This window comes from Lysobacter zhanggongensis, from assembly GCF_046638635.1.
Classification (GTDB): Bacteria; Pseudomonadota; Gammaproteobacteria; order Xanthomonadales; family Xanthomonadaceae; genus Novilysobacter; species Novilysobacter luteus.
The window spans coordinates 1-15979 of sequence record NZ_JBJXHK010000006.1; the positions used below are offsets into that span (position 1 = coordinate 1).

Sequence of the window (15979 nt, forward strand, 5' to 3'; positions counted from 1 at the left end):
GGCCGCCACGCGCGCCTGCCGCGACCGGCCCGGCGCGTCCGGGCCACGCCCGCCCACACCTTTTCCCGAGCGCGACTCCCCATGCGCGGACACTGCATCCTTTCCCACGGTTTCGAGAGCGGCCCCGACGCGACCAAGGTCACCGCCCTGGCCGAGACCGCCGAGCGGCTCGGCTGGACCTGCGAACGCCCCGACTACACCGACCTGGACTCCATGCAGGACGCCGGCGACCTCGGTGACGTCGCCGGACGGATCCGCCGGTTGCATGGTCTGGCCAGCGCCGCGGCCGCGCGCGGTCCGCTGGTCCTGGCCGGCTCCAGCCTGGGCGCATGGATCTCGGGACACGTGTCGTTGCAGGTGAACGTGGCAGGCCTGTTCCTCATGGCGCCGCCGGTGCGCATGCACGCCGCACACCCGCTGGATGCGGCAGCGGTGCCCACCTCGATCATCCACGGCTGGGACGACGACCTGTGCCGGCCCGACGACGTGCTCGCCTGGGCGGCCAGCCGCCGCGCGCGGCTGCTGATGGTCGACGACGGCCATCGCCTGTCCCGGCACGTGCAGGCCAGCGCCGACGCGTTCGGCCAACTGCTGGCGGCGCTCTGACATGAAATTCTTCGCAAGTTGCGGCAAGGGCCTGGAATATCTGCTCGCCGACGAGCTGCTCGCGCTGGGATGCAAACGCGCCACCGCCGCCATTGCCGGCGTCAATGTCGAAGGCGAGCTGGTCGACGCCCAGAAGGCGGTGCTCTGGTCGCGCGTGGCCAGCCGCGTGCTGTGGCCGATCGCCGAGTTCGACTGCCCCGACGAGCACGCGCTGTATGCGGGCGTCGCCGCGCTGCCGTGGCCGGAGCACTTGGCCGACGGCGACACCATCGCGGTCGATGCGCACGTATCCGGCGACGGACTGACCCATGCCCGCTACGCCGCCCAGCGGGTCAAGGATGCGGTCGTTGACGTCATGCGCGACGCCACCGGCGCGCGCCCCGATGTCGACGTCGAACACCCGGACCTGCGCCTGAACCTGGTCGTCCGCAAGGGCCGCGCGATCGTCTCGATCGATCTCGGTGGCGGCCCGCTGCACCGCCGTGGCTGGCGCCAGCAACAGGGTGAGGCACCACTGAAGGAGAACCTCGCCGCCGCGGTGCTGCTGCGCGGGCGCTGGCCGCAGGTTTACGCGGACGGCGGTGCGCTGCTGGACCCGATGTGCGGCAGCGGCACGCTGCTGATCGAGGGTGCGTTGATGGCCGCCGACGTGGCGCCGGGGCTGTTGCGCCACGGCGGTTTCCCGCCAACCCGCTGGAAGGGATTCGACGAGGCGGCGTGGGCACGACTGCGCAGCGAAGCGCTGGCGCGCGAGGAGGCCGGCCGTGCCGCGCTGCGGCCGGCGTTCTTCGGCCGCGACAGTGATCCGCACGCCACCCGTGTGGCGCGCGACAACGAGGTCATGGCCGGGCTCGCCGGCCTGATCGACCTGCGCGTGGCCGGGGTCGATTCGCTCGCCCCGGATACCTTCGCCGACGGGGTGCCCGAACGCGGGCTGGCGGTCTGCAATCCGCCGTACGACATCCGGCTCGCTGCCGACCCCGCGCTGTATCGCGCACTGGGCGACGGCCTTCGAAACGCGGTCCCCGGCTGGCGTGCGAGCCTGCTGTGTGGCGACGCCGAGCTGGCCCACGCCACCGGCCTGCGCGCCCAGAAGAAGTACCAGCTGTTCAACGGCGCGATCGAGTGCACGTTGATCGTGGTCGACCCGGTCGCACCCGCACGCCGCGAGGCGCCCGTCGGGGCGCAGGCACCGCTGGGCGACGGCGCGCAGATGGTCGCCAACCGCCTGCGCCGGAACCTGCGCCGGCTCAAACCGTGGCGGCAGCGCGAGGACGTCGCCTGCTTCCGCGCCTACGACGCCGACTTGCCCGAGTACGCCGCGGCGATCGACGTCTACACCACGGACGAAGCCACCCCGCGCACCTTCCTGCACGTGCAGGAGTACGCCGCGCCGGCGGAAATCCCGGAGCCCGTGCAGCGCCGCCGTCTCAACGAATTGATGGCTGCCGCGCGGGAAGTCTTCGAGGTCCCGCGTGAGCATGTCGCACTGAAAACACGGACGCGCGGCAAAGGTGGGAGCAAGTACGGCCGGTTCGACCAGCGTGGCGAGTTCATCGTCGTGCGCGAGGGTGACGCGCGGCTGCGGGTCAACCTGTTCGACTACCTGGACACCGGCCTGTTCCTCGACCACCGGCCGCTGCGCCTGCGCATTGCGGCGGAGGCCGAGGACACCCGCTTCCTCAACCTGTTCGGCTACACCGGCGCCGCCACCGTGCAGGCAGCGGTCGGCCGCGCCCGAGCCACCACTACCGTCGACCTCTCGGCGACCTACCTGCAGTGGTGCGCCGACAACCTCGCCGAAAACGGCATTGGTGGTGCCCGCCACAAGCTGGTACAGGCCGACGCAGTGTCTTGGCTCGAGGCCGACCGCGGTGAGTACGACCTGGTGTTCTGCGACCCCCCGACATTCTCCAACTCCAAGCGCGCCGGCGACTTCGACGTGCAGGCCGAGCACGTGCGCCTGCTGAGGGCCGCGGTGGACCGGCTGTCGACCGACGGGGTGCTGTATTTCTCCAACAATTTCCGGCGGTTCAAGCTCGACGAAGCCGCCGTGGCCGAGTTCGCCCGGTTCGAGGAGATCAGCGCTGCCACCATCCCGCCCGATTTCGCCCGCCACGCCCGCATCCACCGGTGTTGGCGGCTGGTCAGGCGCTGAGGGCGGACCCGGGGCGGTAGCGGATGGCGGCGGTTCCATCGTTCACACGGTGGAACACAGGCTTGCGCCCTTGCCGCTGGCGTTGCGCGAGACCCGCCACCATCCTGTGGGCAAGACCCTGCAGGAGCCGACCATGGTCACTTCGACCGACCGCTACGCCCGCGTGGACCGCACCGTCCACGGCACGCCCGCGTCCGACGGCGCCGGAGTGCGCCTGACCCGGGTGATCGGCACGCCGCAACTGCCGGACCTCGATCCGTTCCTGATGCTCGACGAGTTCGGCACCGACCGGCCGGAGGACTATCTCGCCGGCTTCCCCGACCATCCGCACCGTGGCTTCGAGACGGTGACCTACATGCTCGACGGCCGCATGCGCCACAAGGACAACCACGGCAACGAGGGCGTGCTGGTGCCTGGCAGCGTGCAATGGATGACGGCTGGCCGCGGGCTGGTCCATTCGGAGATGCCCGAGCAGGAGTCCGGCCGGATGCGTGGCTTCCAGCTGTGGGTCAACCTGCCGGCGCGCGACAAGATGGTCGAACCGCGTTACCAGGAGTTCGCACCGGAGCGGATCCCGCAGTTGCAGCCGTCGGCAGGTGTCACGGTGAAGGTCGTGGCCGGCGGGATCGGCGACGTGCGCGGACCGATCGCGCAGCCGGCGACCGAGCCGGTCTACCTGGACATTTCGCTGGCGGCCGGCACGGCCTGGGAATACGCCGTCCCCGACGGACACAATGCGTTCGCCTACGTGTTCGAGGGCGCGGTGTCGATCGGCGCGGACGAGGGCGCGCGCGTGCTGGAGGCGCCGCAACTGGCGGTGCTGGGAGGCGGTCCGCTCGTGCGCCTGCAGGCGCAGGCAGCCGACAGCCGGGTGCTGCTGGTGGCCGGCCGGCCACTGCGCGAGCCGGTCGCGCGGCACGGTCCGTTCGTGATGAACACCCGGCAGGAACTGATGCAGGCGTTCGTGGACTACCAGGAGGGCCGGTTCTGACACCGGCCCCCTCAGCCCGCGGTCGTGCCGGTTACTGGCCGGCCGCGACCTGGCGGTCGGCGCCGAAACGCAGCCCGGAAGCCATGTCGAACGCCTGCTGCAGCGGCGCGCCCGGGGCGGCCTGCAGCCAGACATGGGCGACCCGGCCGTCGTCGAGCTTCAGCAGTGTTTCGCGTGCCTCGATGTTCGGCTTGGTGGCCAGTTCGGCGCGGTACCAGTGGACTTCGCGGCCGTCGATCGCGCCGGCTTCCTGCCGGTTGGCGCGCTTTGGATCGAACGTCGCTTCGCGGCTGATGTAGAGGCCGAAGGCTTCGCTCCCATCCGCACGCAATGCGCGGCAGAAGTCGGCATCGCCGGTGGCCCGGTGCTCCCAGACCAGATCGGAGCCGGCAGGCAGTTGAGGACAGCCCGCCACGTCCTGCGCGTGCGCCGCACTGGCGGCCAGCAACAACAATGGCAGGCAAAGAGCCGTCTTGTTCATCGAATTCCCCCTGTACGCAGCCGTACACATGGCTGCGGCTCTGACCATAAAGCAGATCGGGGGCGTTGACAAACAGGTCCGAATGCGCTCCGGATGAATAGGGCAAAGTGGCTTAGCGGTCCGGATCGACCTGCACGGTCGCCGCGGGCGCCTCGCCGAACGCGAGTGAAAGCAGCTGCAGCCGCCAGCCGGCGACCACCGTCGACGCCGCCTCGGGTGTATTGAGCGTGACCGCGGCGGCGCTGCCGCCATCGGGGGTGTGCTCGAACGCCACGTCCGCATCGCCGGCACGGATGCACTGGACACCCGGCGGGCAGCGCGAATCGGCCGTCACCCCTACGTAGCGCAAGGTCGACCGGTCCGGCAGCACCACGCGCTCGCCGACCTGCATGACGATGGGTTGCCCGGTCGGCGCGACGGAGGCGCCGCCGCTGGCGCAGGCCGGGAGCGTGGAGGCCATCAGGCAGGCCAGGAGCAGGTTGCGGGACATGGCGGCACCGTCGTCGGAAGGTCCGCCGACGCTAGCGCGAGGGCTGTGAATGCCATGACGGCGTCACCGCGGCAGCGGCGCCACCAGCAGGGTGACATCACCGTCGTCGTCGAAGTGCACGGTCATCCGGCGCCCGTATTCGGCCTCGGTCATCGACGCCACGTCGCACCCGCACAGCGCTGCGGTGATCGCCGGGGCGGTGTTGCTGTGGCCGACCACCAGCACCGTGCCGGAGCGGTGGGTGCGCCGGAGCGTCGCCGCGAGTGCGTCGGTCGGTTGCTTGGCGTCATAGGTGGTCACCGCCAGACCGTGCGCCGCTGCGGTGGGGGCGGCGGTCGAGCGGGTGCGCTGGAACGCGGTCGAGTACACCGCGACGACGTCGGTGCCGGCCAGGCTGTCGGCCAGTGCCCGCGCGCGTGCCTCGCCCTCGGCGGTCAGCGGCGGGTCCTCGGCATCGCCGGCGGCCTTTTCGGCGTGGCGGACCACCACGAAGGTGACCGCCGATCCGGCGTCCGCGACGCGGGCGCCACTGGCGCAGCCGGCCAGGATCGCGAGCGTCGACAGGAGCAGGGCGAAGCGGAATCCGGTGTGCATGGGCGGTCCGTAGGTGCTTGCGTGCGATTAACCCTGCACGCATCAGGCGCGCGCGTCCAGCGCCGGAAGTCGCGCCAGCCGCGTCGCGCTAGCCCTTGCCGAGCACCGTCAACAGCCCGCGCGCCGCATTGAGCCGCTCCGGCGCACCGGGCAGGTCCAGCGTCAGGCGCAATTTGTCCGGACCGTCCATCCGGTAGAGGCGGGGCTGGCCCTGGATCAGGCGGATGATCGCCATCGGGTCGACGTTGGGCTTCTCGACGAACTGGATCCGCCCGCCGCTCTCGCCGATGTCGAGCTTGCGGATGCCCAGGGCCGTGGCCTGCAGCTTGAGGTCGGCGATCGCGAACAGGTATTTCGCCGGGTCGGGCAGCAGGCCGAAGCGGTCGATCATCTCGACCTGAAGTTCGCGCAGCTCGTCGGCGTCGCGCGCGCCCGCGATGCGCTTGTACAGCGTCAGGCGGGTGTGGACGTCGGGCAGATAGTCCTCGGGGATCAGTGCCGGGACGTGCAACTCGACCTCGGCGCCGCGCGCTTCGGTGGCGTCCACGTCGGGAAGTTCGCCGCGCTTGATCGACCGGACCGCGCGCTCCAGCAACTCGGTGTAGAGGCTGAAGCCAACCTCGGCCATCTGCCCGCTCTGGTCCTCGCCCAGCAGCTCGCCGGCGCCGCGGATCTCCAGGTCGTGGGTGGCCAGGGTGAAGCCGGCGCCCAGTTCATCCATCGCCGCAATGGCATCGAGCCGTTTCTTCGCGTCGGCGGTGATCGAGCGGTGGTCGGGCACCACCAGGTAGGCGTAGGCGCGGTGGTGGCTGCGGCCCACGCGACCGCGCAACTGGTGCAGCTGCGCCAGTCCGAACCGGTCGGCGCGGTTGATGATGATCGTGTTGGCGTTGGGGATATCGATGCCCGACTCGATGATGGTGGTCGACAGCAGCACGTTGAAACGCTGCTTGTGGAAGTCGAGCATCACCCGCTCCAGCTCGCGCTCGGGCATCTGGCCGTGGGCGACGCCGATGCGCGCCTCGGGCACCAGTTCCTGCAGTTCGCGGTGCATGCGGCCGATGCTCTCGACATCGTTGTGCAGGAAGTACACCTGGCCGCCGCGGGCGAGCTCGCGCTGGAACGCTTCGCGCAGCTGGCTGTCGTCCCACGGCACGACGAAGGTCTGCACCGCCAGCCGGTGCGCGGGCGGGGTGGCGATGATGCTCAGGTCGCGCAGGCCGGCCATCGCCATGTTGAGCGTGCGTGGGATCGGCGTAGCGGTCAGGGTCAGCAGGTGGACATTGGCGCGCAAGGCCTTCAGCGCTTCCTTCTGGCGGACGCCGAAGCGCTGCTCCTCGTCGACGATCACGAGGCCGAGGTTCTTGAAACGCACGTCCTTCTGCAGCAGACGGTGGGTGCCGACGATGACGTCGAGCGTGCCTTCGGCGGCCTTCTCCAGTTCGGCCTTGATCTCCTTGGCCGTCTTGAAGCGCGACAGCACCTCCACCTTGAGCGGCCAGTCGGCGAAGCGGTCGCGGAAATTGCGGTAGTGCTGCTCGGCCAGCAGCGTGGTCGGGACCAGCACGGCGACCTGCTTGCCGGCGATCGCGGTCGCGAACGCCGCACGCACCGCGACTTCGGTCTTGCCGAAGCCGACATCGCCGCACACCACCCGGTCCATCGGCTGGCTCGACTGCAGGTCGCGCAGCACGGCCTCGATCGCAGCGTGTTGGTCGGGGGTCTCCTCGAACGGGAACGCGGCCGCGAACGGCTCGTACATCGCGCGGTCGACCTCGATCGCCAGGCCGGCGCGGGCCTGGCGCTTGGCCTGGATCTCCAGCAGTTCTGCGGCGACGTCGCGGACCTTCTCCTGTGCCTTCTTCTTGGCGCGGGTCCACTGCTCTCCGCCCAGGCTGTGCAGTGGCGCCGTCTCCGGCGAGGCGCCGGAGTAGCGGTTGATCAGGTGCAACTGGCCGACCGGCACGTACAGCCGATCGCCCTTGGCGTACTCGATCTCGACGTACTCGTTCTTCTCGCCGCCGGCTTCGAGCGTGACCAGGCCGCGGTAGCGGCCGACGCCATGGTCCTCATGGACGATCGGCGCGCCTTCGGCCAGTTCGCCGAGGTCGCGGATGATCGCCTCGGGTTCGCGCCCGGCGCGCTTGCGGCGACGTGGCTGGCCCGCACGTTCGGGGAACAACTGGCGCTCGGTGAGCACGGTGAGCTGCGGGACGTCGAGGGCGAAGCCGTCCTCCAGCGGTGCCACCGCGATGGACAGCATCTCCTTGGGCGCGCCGGAGCCTCCCAGTGCGCGCTCGAGGAAGGTACGGAAGTCCGGCAGCACCACGGGCTGCAGACCGGCGGACGCCAGGATCTCGAGCAGCGCCTCGCGGCGGCCAGGCGAGTCGGCCGCCACCAGTACCCGGCCGGGGTAGCTGCGCAGGAAGGACTTGAGTGCGTCGGCCGGGGCGTGGTCGCGCGCGACCAGCGGCAGCGACGGCGCGGGCTGGCTGCCCAGCGGCTCGGCGCGCTCGCGCTGCGGATGGCCTTCGCCGCAGACCTCGATCCGGGCCGCCTGGTTGAGCCGCTCGCGCAGCGCATCGGGCGACAGGTACAGCGCCTCCGGCGGCAGCAGCGGGCGCTCGACGTCGTGGCGGCGCTGCTCGTAGCGCTCGCCGGTGTGTTTCCAGAACTGCTCGGCCGCCTCCAGCGCGCCGTCGCCGATCACCGGCAAGGCGCTCGCATCGAAGTAGTCGAACAGCAGGCTGGTGGGCTCGCGGCCCCGTTCGTCGTCGAAGAAAAGCGGCAGGTAGTACTCGATGCCGGCCGGGGCGATGCCCGCCTTGAGGTCCTGGTAGAGCGCGCTGCGGCGGGTGTCGAGGTCGAACCGGTCGCGCAGCGCATCCAGCGCACGCTTCAGCGAGGCCTCGTCGAGCGGGACCTCGCGGCCGGGCAGCAGGTGCACCGCCTCGATCCTGTCGAGCGAGCGCTGGCTCTCGGGGTCGAAGCCGCGGATGGTGTCGATCTCATCGTCCAGCAGTTCGACGCGGAACGGCTGGTCTGCGCCCATCGGGTAGACGTCGAGCAGGCCGCCGCGCACCGCGAAGTCGCCCGGGTCCAGCACCTGCGGGACGTGGCGGTAGCCGGCCGATTCCAGCCGCCGCTTCTCGGCGTCGAGGTCCAGCCGCTCACCGACCCGGACGTCGAAACTGCCGCCGACGATGTGGCGCAGCGGCGCCAGCCGCTGCAGCAGCGTCTGCACCGGCACGACCACGATGCCGCGCTTGAGGGTCGGTAACCGGTGCAGCGCGGCCAGGCGCTGGCTGACGATTTCGGGGTGCGGGCTGAAGTGATCGTAGGGCAGCGTTTCCCAGTCCGGGAAATGCACTATCGGCAACCCACCGTCGGCCGGTGCGCCAGCCAGCAGCGAGTGCAGGTCCGACTCGAGCTGCTGGGCGGCATGGTTGTCGCGCGCGACGACCAGCAGCGGGCCGTCGTGGGCGGTGGCCGCTTCGACGAGGTGGTGGGCGAGCGCCGATGGCGAAGCCGGCGCACGCCACCAGGCGCGCTGCTGGCCGGCCCTGGGCAGCGGCGGGGACGGAAGTCGGGGGGGGCGGGGGGCTTGCATGAGGCCCCGATTTTAGCCGATGCCGGACCGCGGCCCGACCGGCGCGGGGACACCTGGCATCAGCGGTGTTGCGCCACCGCTACGCAGCCGACGGTTTGAGCTGCAGGACCAACCGGATCAACGCGTTCTCGTGCGACTCACGCTCGAACCCGAGCGACTCGGCCAGCGCCAGCATCGGGTGGTTGTGCTCGAACACGTCGCCGTAGATCCGCTCCAGCTTCTTGCCCTTGGCCCACTTCACCAGCCGGGTCATCAGGTAGCGACCCAGGCCCATGTCGGCGATGTAGTGGCTGACCAGGATGGCGAACTCGCCAGCGCGGCCGTCGGGGTCGACCACGATCCGCGCCACCGCGCCCACCAGCGCCTCGCCCGGCGGCAACGGCTCGGCCGCGACCAGGGCGAACTCGTTCTTGGGGTTGATCCGGGTGAAGCGCTCGGCCGTCTCGGCCGGCAACTCGCGCATCGAACTGAGGAAGCGCTGTCGCACTTCCTCGGGTTGCAACAGGGCAAAACCTGCCCGCAACGGTCCGGCATCCTCGGGGCGGATCGGTCGGATCAGCACCTCGCGGCCGTTGGGCAGGCGTTGACGTTCGTGCCAAGGGGGGAGGCGTTCGCGCGTGGCCATGGGGCGATATTGGCATAGGCCCCCGTTGGCCCTTCTTCATTCCGCGCTCACGGCGAGGTAACGCGTTGCGGGATTCCAACCCACCCGGCCCACACGGAACCCGGTGCTAGACTCGCGCCGCCTTCAATCACGGAACGAGTCATGGCCGGCAACTCCACACGCGCGATCTATTACGCGCTTGGTGCCAACTTCGCGATCGCCGTGGCCAAGGGAGTGGCGGCGTTCTTTACCGGCTCGAGCGCGATGCTCGCCGAGACCGTCCACTCGCTGGCGGACTGCGGCAACCAGGGCCTGCTGCTGCTGGGCCTCAAGCAGGCCAAGGCGCCCCCCTCGCCGGAGTATCCGCTGGGGTACGGCAAGGCCATCTACTTCTGGTCGTTCCTGGTCGCGGTGATGCTCTTCACCGTGGGCGGCATGTTTTCGCTCTACGAGGGCATCCACAAGCTGCAGGCCGAGCATGTCGAGCCGGGCAGCAGCCTGTGGTGGGCGGTGGCCGTGCTGAGCTTCGGCATCATCGTCGAAGGGATCTCGATGCGGACCTGCATCCAGGAGGTCAACAAGTCCCGCGGCGAGCGCAGCATGTGGCGCTGGTTCCGCGAGAGCCGGCAGGCCGAGCTGGTGGTGATCTTCGGCGAGGACCTGGCGGCGCTGCTGGGCCTGACGTTCGCCCTGGTCGCGGTGGTGGTGACCATGATCACCGGCGACCCGACCTGGGACGCGATCGGCACCATCGGCATCGGCGCGCTGCTGATCGTGGTGGCGGTGTTCGTCGCCATCGAGGTCAAGGCGATGCTGATCGGCCAGAGCGTCGACCCCGAACGGCAGGCCCAGATCAAGCAATTCCTCGACGGGCGCCCGGAGATCGCCGAGGTGTTCAACCTGATCACCCTCCAACTGGGCAACGAGGCGATGGTGTCGGTGAAAGTCAGGATGCGCGAGACCCGTGACATGGAGGCCGCGGTCGCCGAGATCAACGTCGTCGAGAAAGCGATGAAGCAGGCGTTCCCGGAAGTGCGCTGGAGTTTCTTCGAACCCGACGTGGTGCGCTGACCCGGCCGACGCGCCCGTATAGGCGGCGCGTCAGGCAGCCGTGCCTCAGGCGGACGCGTTCAGGCCGGCCGCTTCAACCATTCGGTCCGCGACGCGGCGCCGGCCTCCCCGATCGCGCGCTGCAGCAATGGCAGCGCCGACTGCAGGGTCTGGTCCAGCTGCCACGGCGGGTTGACCAGCAGCATGCCGCTGCCGTTCATGCGCAGGGGCGAGTCGTCGGGGTGGACCATCAGCTCGGCCAGTAGCACGCCTTTGGCCGGCAGCGTGGTCGCACGCCGGAAGAACGGCAGCAGCGAGCGGCGCCGCTTGATCGGATACCACACCGCGTACGTGCCCTGCGGCCACCGGACCAGCGCGTCGCGCAGGGCGCCGATGATCGTGTCGAATTCCTCCAGTTGCGCCTCGTACGGCGGGTCGATCAGGACCAGGCCGCGGGCGAACCGTGTCGTGCCGATGCGCGGCGGCAGCAGTGCCTTCATCGCCGCGTAGCCGTCGCGGGTGTGCGCGGCCACGCGCGGGTCGGCAGCGAAATTGGCCGCCAGCTGCGTGGCCTCCTCGGGCATCAGTTCGCACGCGGCGATGCGGTCCTGCTCCCGCAACGCGTGCCCGAGCAGCCAGGGCGAGCCGGGATAGCTGGCATTGCCGTGTTCGGCCCGGCAGGCACGCACCGCGGACAGGTAGCGGGCAATGGCCGGGTGCTTGGGCGCCTCCGCCATCAGCCGCCCGATGCCGCCCTCGGCCTCGCCGGTGCGCTGCGCAGAGGCACTGTCCAGCGCGTACAGGCCGCGGCCGGCATGGGTGTCCAGTGCGAACAGTGGCGTCGGCTTGGCGGTCAGCGCATCGCACAGCGCCAGCAGCGTGACGTGCTTGAGGACGTCGGCATGGTTGCCGGCATGGAAGGCGTGGCGGTAATTCATCGGCGCAAGGGTAGCCTGCGCGAGGCTTGTGCAGTGCGCCTGGGGGTGGGACGCTCGCTCCGCGGCCCTGGAACGGCCGCGCGGCGGTGGGGATCGCGTTGGAAACCGGGTGTCACCCGGGACACGACGCGCCCGGGTGCCGTCCAGCCACAGGGGGAAACGATGCCACCGTCCATGACACCACTCACCGTTGCCGGCCGGGGACACGACCACCCGGCCGCGCGCGCGCCCGAGGTCCGGCTGGCGGTCGGCTCGGCCATCGCCATCCATCGCGACGCGATCGCGCGGTTGCGCCTGCAGGTGATGCGTGAGTGGCCGTGCCTCTTCGCCGGCGCGTTCGACCAGGCCGCCGCCCAGCTGGCCCCGTGCGTGGCCTCGTGGCGCAGCGTCGCCGTGCTGGCATTCGATGGTGACGCGCTGGTCGGGGCGTCGACCGGATTGCCGCTGGTCGATGAGCACGAGGCCGTGCGGGCACCGTTCGAGGCGGCCGGCATGGACCCGGGGCGGATCTTCCTGTGCCGGGAGTCGATGCTCGCCGCGCCGTGGCGAGGCCGGGGCATCGGGCACCGGTTCTTCGACGAGCGCGAATCGCACGCGCGGGGCCTGTCCGGGTTCGACTACACCGCGTTGCTGGCGGTCGATCGGCCCGACACCCACCCGCGGCGTCCACCGTTCGGTCGCGACAGCGTCGGGTTCTGGCGCAAGCGCGGCTACGCCCCGCATGCGTCGATCCGCGTCAGCATGCCGTGGCCCGAACCCGATGAGGGCGAGGTGATGCACACGCTGACCGCCTGGCTGCGGCCACTCGAACGGACGCGCTGACTCCGGGCCAATCTTCCGTCGGCGCCGCACGCAGGCACGCGGCTATGCTCGGCACCGGACTCCCGCAACTCCGGACCCCCGCATGCCCCGCATCCTCCTGGTCGAAGACGAGCCGGCGATCGCCGACACCGTGCTGTACGCGTTGCGCGCGGACGGTTTCGAGGCGGTCCACTGCCTGACCGGCGGCGAGGCGCTCCGCCTTGCCTGCGCGGAGCCGTTCGACCTGGCGGTGCTCGACGTGGGCCTGCCGGACATCGGCGGATTCGCGCTATGCCGCGAGTTGCGTCGCGACGGCACGCTGCCGGTGATCTTCCTGACCGCGCAGGGCGCCGAGGCCGACCGCATCCTCGGCCTCGAGATCGGGGCCGACGACTACGTCACCAAGCCGTTCTCGCCGCGCGAGCTGGCCACCCGCGTGCGGGTGGTGCTGCGACGCGCCGGTAATGGCGCCGAAGCCGGCACGGGAACCTCCTGCGCGGGTTTCGAACATGATGCAGACGGGCGTCGCATCCGTTACCACGGCCGCCTGCTCGAGCTGACCCGCTATGAGTACGGGGTGCTGGCCGCACTGCTGCGCCGCCCCGGCGCCGTGCTGTCGCGTGCGCAGCTCATGGACCGGGTCTGGGGCGATGCGCCCGACAGCGGGGACCGCACGGTCGACACCCACGTCAAGACGGTCCGGGCCAAGCTCCATGCCATTGCGCCCGATGCGGACCCGATCCGCACGCACCGCGGGCTGGGCTACTCGATCGATCCCGACGGCGGTGCCACTTGAAGATCGGCCTGCGCATATTCCTGGGTTATTTCCTGATCGTGGCCCTCGCCGCGCTGCTGCTGGCCCGGGTGTTCGTCGAGGAGGTCAAGCCGGGGGTGCGGCAGGCAATGGAGGACACCCTGGTCGACACCGCCAACCTCCTGGCCGAGCTGGCGACCGACGACTTCCTGGCCGGACGCATCGACGACGGCAGCTTCGCCCGTCGCGTGCGCGCGCTGGCCGGGCGCGACTTCGGCGCGGATATCTGGGGCTTCGACAAGCGTGGCAGCAGCTACCGCGTCTACGTCACCGACGCACGGGGCATCGTCGTGTTCGACAGTACCGGCGAGGCGATGGGCGCAGACTACTCACGCTGGAACGATGTCTACCTGACCCTGCGCGGCGAATACGGGGCGCGCTCGACCGCGGCAACGCCAGAGGACCCGGACTCCACCGTCATGCATGTCGCCGCGCCGATCCGCGACGGGCAGGGCACGATTGCCGGCGTGCTGACAGTCGCCAAGCCGAATCGTGCGCTGCAGCCGTTCATCGATCGCAGCGAGGGCGTGATCCTCCGCTGGGGCGCGGTGCTGATGGGCGCCGCGTTGCTGGTCGGGCTGTTCGCGGCCTGGTGGCTGGCGCGCCAGCTCGGCGGGCTGCGCCGCTACGCGCACGCGGTGACCGCCGGCGAGCGGGCCAGCCCACCCCGGGCGGCCGGGGAGTTCGGCGAACTCGGCGACGCGCTGGAGACGATGCGCGCGCGGCTTGAAGGCAAGCAGTACGTGGAGCAGTACGTCCACGCGCTGACCCACGAGATGAAGGGACCGCTGGCCGCCATACGTGGCAGCGCCGAACTGCTCGAAACCCCCTTGCCCGAGTCCGACCGGGCGCGGTTCGCCGGCAGCATCCTGGTCCAGAGTGAGCGGCTTGCGCAGATGATCGACAAGCTGCTCGCCCTTGCCGCGGTCGAGCACCGCCAGCGCATCGAGCGTCCGGAAACCGTCGACCTGGTCGAGCTGGCCGGCGAGGTGGTGGAATCCAGTGCACCGCGGCTGGCACGGCGACGGGTGGAGCTCCGCCTGGATGCGGATGCGACGGCGCGCGTGTCCGGCGACCGGTTCCTGTTGCGGCAGGCGCTGGCCAACCTGGTCGACAACGCGCTGGATTTCGCGCCCGACCGCAGCGTGGTCGAACTCGGCGTACACCGCCGCGGGTCGGACGTGGTGGTCGAGGTGTGCGACGAGGGACCAGGCGTGCCCGACTACGCATTGCCGCGCGTGTTCGAGCGGTTCTACTCGTTGCCGCGGCCGTTGGGGGGCAGCCGCAGCAGCGGGCTGGGCCTGTGCTTCGTCGCCGAGGTCGCCGCGCTGCACGGGGGTGCGCCAACGCTGGCGAACCGCGACGGCGGCGGCGCGGTTGCACGCCTCGTGCTGCCGGCGGTGTAGCGCACCACTTCGCACCCGCTTCACCCGGGCGCCTTCGTCCCCGCACGCGCTGTCCCGATCCTGCCGGCATTGCCATGACGGAGGGTGGGAGATGCGACTTTGGATGAAGATGATCGTGGTGTTCGGGATGACGCTTGCGATCCTGGTGCCGCTGGCGATGGTCCGCGGCGTCGTGCACGAGCGGCAGCAGTACCGCCAGCAGGTGGTCCGCGATGTCGCTGCCAGCCACGGCGGCGCGCAGTCCTTCGCCGGGCCCGTTCTGGTGGTGCCGTACCGGCAGGTGGTCCAAGTGGAGGAGGCCGACGCGCAGGGCGTGGTGCGCACCGCGACGCGGGTGCGCGAGGACGCCTGGACGTTCTTCCCGACGACGCTGGCGGTCGACGGCGACCTCAAGCCGGACGTGCGGCGTCGCAACCTCCACCAGGTGCGCGTGTACGAGTGGACCGGCAGCGCGAGGGCGCAGTTCGAGGTCGACATCCCGGCGGACCCGGGCCCGGCCGCGGCGCGCCATGTCGGCGAGCCCTACCTGAGCTACGCGATTGGCGACGTCCGCGGACTGGTCGGCGCGCCGGTACTGCAGGTCGGCGGACGCCGGCGCACGCTCGCCCCCGGACAGGGCTACCGCGCGGGCGAGGGCGTCCACGTACGCCTGGACGCGCTCGCGCCCGGCCGCGCGCCCCGGCTTGAGACGCGACTGGACTTCGTGCTGGCCGGCACCGAGCGGCTGTCGCTGTTGCCGGTTGCCGACGAGAACACGATCACCCTGGCGTCGACGTGGCCGCACCCGAGCTTCATGGGCAGCTCGCCACGCCGCCGCGACATCGACGCCAGCGGCTTCCGGGCCGAGTGGAGCATTCCCGGCCTGGCCAGCAACGCCCGCGAGTACCTGCTGGATCCGGGCGACCATGACGGCGCTGCCTCGTCCGCGGCGATGCGCGATGCGGTGGGCATCGCGCTGGTGGACCCGGTCGATGCCTACGCCAAGACCGACCGCGCGACCAAGTACGGCGTGCTGTTCGTGCTGCTCACCTTCGTCGGCTTCTTCATCTTCGAGCTGGTCAAGCAGTTGCCGATCCACCCGATCCAGTACGGGCTGGTCGGTCTGGCGCTGGCGATCTTCTTCCTGCTGTTGTTGAGCCTTGGGGAGCACTTCGCATTCGGCTGGTCGTACCTGGCCGCCGCGGTGGCGTGCATCGGGCTGATCACCTTCTACCTGAGCGCGGTGTTGCGCAGCGTGGTGCGGGCGCTGGGGTTCGCGGCGATGCTGTCGACGCTGTACGCCAGCCTCTACGGGTTGCTGGTGTCGGAGGACAACGCACTGGTGCTCGGGGCCGGATTGCTGTTCGTGATCCTGGCGGCGCTGATGGCGGTGACCCGCAAGGTCGACTGGTACCAGCTGGGTGGAACGGTGCGGACCGCGCGCGCGCCCTGAAGCG

At 70.6% G+C, this 15979-nt stretch carries 14 protein-coding genes; 8 read left to right on the forward strand and 6 right to left on the reverse strand.

Translation table 11 applies throughout. The annotated features are described in order from the left end of the window. Positions 1-81: 81 nt before the first annotated feature. The 3 genes from ACKVMH_RS02040 (at position 82) to ACKVMH_RS02050 (ending at position 3755) form a co-directional block, all read left to right on the forward strand. Positions 82-606, forward strand: a complete 525-nt coding sequence (locus ACKVMH_RS02040) for an alpha/beta family hydrolase (protein ID WP_412699052.1) — start codon at positions 82-84, stop codon at positions 604-606. 1 nt (position 607) lies between these two features. Continuing rightward, positions 608-2764 (forward strand): bifunctional 23S rRNA (guanine(2069)-N(7))-methyltransferase RlmK/23S rRNA (guanine(2445)-N(2))-methyltransferase RlmL, encoded by a 2157-nt coding sequence (gene rlmKL, locus ACKVMH_RS02045; RefSeq protein ID WP_412699053.1) that lies wholly within the window; start codon positions 608-610, stop codon positions 2762-2764. Between the two features lie 133 nt (positions 2765-2897). Then, positions 2898-3755: a pirin family protein gene (locus ACKVMH_RS02050; RefSeq protein ID WP_412699091.1), complete on the forward strand. Its 858-nt coding sequence runs from the start codon at positions 2898-2900 to the stop codon at positions 3753-3755. A 31-nt stretch (positions 3756-3786) separates the two neighbouring features. On the opposite strand, the gene ACKVMH_RS02055 is transcribed toward ACKVMH_RS02050, so the two are convergent. From ACKVMH_RS02055 to ACKVMH_RS02075, 5 genes are all read right to left on the reverse strand, one after another. Then, positions 3787-4236 carry a hypothetical protein gene (locus ACKVMH_RS02055; RefSeq protein WP_215218407.1) on the reverse strand — a complete coding sequence of 150 codons (450 nt, stop codon included), beginning with the start codon at positions 4234-4236 and terminating at the stop codon, positions 3787-3789. Positions 4237-4348: 112 nt separating this feature from the next. Further along, positions 4349-4726, reverse strand: a complete 378-nt coding sequence (locus ACKVMH_RS02060) for a hypothetical protein (RefSeq protein ID WP_215218406.1) — start codon at positions 4724-4726, stop codon at positions 4349-4351. 63 nt (positions 4727-4789) lie between these two features. Next, positions 4790-5320, reverse strand: a complete 531-nt coding sequence (locus ACKVMH_RS02065) for a phosphoglycerate mutase family protein (RefSeq protein WP_412699054.1) — start codon at positions 5318-5320, stop codon at positions 4790-4792. 88 nt (positions 5321-5408) lie between these two features. Then, positions 5409-8930, reverse strand: coding sequence for a transcription-repair coupling factor (gene mfd / locus ACKVMH_RS02070; RefSeq protein WP_412699055.1), 3522 nt, complete (start codon positions 8928-8930; stop codon positions 5409-5411). A gap of 79 nt (positions 8931-9009) precedes the next feature. Next, entirely contained in the window at positions 9010-9555 is a 546-nt protein-coding gene (locus ACKVMH_RS02075) for a GNAT family N-acetyltransferase (protein WP_215218403.1), read from the reverse strand. A gap of 141 nt (positions 9556-9696) precedes the next feature. Between ACKVMH_RS02075 and ACKVMH_RS02080 the strand changes: the two genes are divergently transcribed. Then, on the forward strand, positions 9697-10605 hold the full coding sequence (locus ACKVMH_RS02080; RefSeq protein WP_412699056.1) for a cation diffusion facilitator family transporter: 909 nt from the start codon (positions 9697-9699) through the stop codon (positions 10603-10605). 59 nt (positions 10606-10664) lie between these two features. Here ACKVMH_RS02080 and ACKVMH_RS02085 read toward each other — a convergent pair whose 3' ends face one another. Next, positions 10665-11522 (reverse strand): 23S rRNA (adenine(2030)-N(6))-methyltransferase RlmJ, encoded by an 858-nt coding sequence (locus ACKVMH_RS02085; RefSeq protein WP_412699057.1) that lies wholly within the window; start codon positions 11520-11522, stop codon positions 10665-10667. Positions 11523-11696: 174 nt separating this feature from the next. On the opposite strand from ACKVMH_RS02085, the gene ACKVMH_RS02090 reads away from it, so the two are divergent. The 4 genes from ACKVMH_RS02090 to creD all read left to right on the forward strand — a co-directional run bounded on the left by ACKVMH_RS02090 (position 11697) and on the right by creD (position 15975). Then, positions 11697-12344, forward strand: a complete 648-nt coding sequence (locus tag ACKVMH_RS02090; protein ID WP_412699058.1) for a GNAT family N-acetyltransferase — start codon at positions 11697-11699, stop codon at positions 12342-12344. Positions 12345-12426: 82 nt separating this feature from the next. After that, a complete protein-coding gene (gene creB / locus ACKVMH_RS02095) occupies positions 12427-13119 on the forward strand; it encodes a two-component system response regulator CreB (RefSeq protein WP_412699059.1) in 693 nt (230 codons plus the stop codon). Then, entirely contained in the window at positions 13116-14543 is a 1428-nt protein-coding gene (creC, locus tag ACKVMH_RS02100) for a two-component system sensor histidine kinase CreC (RefSeq protein ID WP_412699060.1), read from the forward strand. The genes creB and creC overlap by 4 nt, the downstream gene beginning before the upstream one ends. Before the next feature lie 91 nt (positions 14544-14634). After that, positions 14635-15975 carry a cell envelope integrity protein CreD gene (gene creD / locus ACKVMH_RS02105; RefSeq protein WP_412699061.1) on the forward strand — a complete coding sequence of 447 codons (1341 nt, stop codon included), beginning with the start codon at positions 14635-14637 and terminating at the stop codon, positions 15973-15975. Positions 15976-15979: the final 4 nt, after the last annotated feature.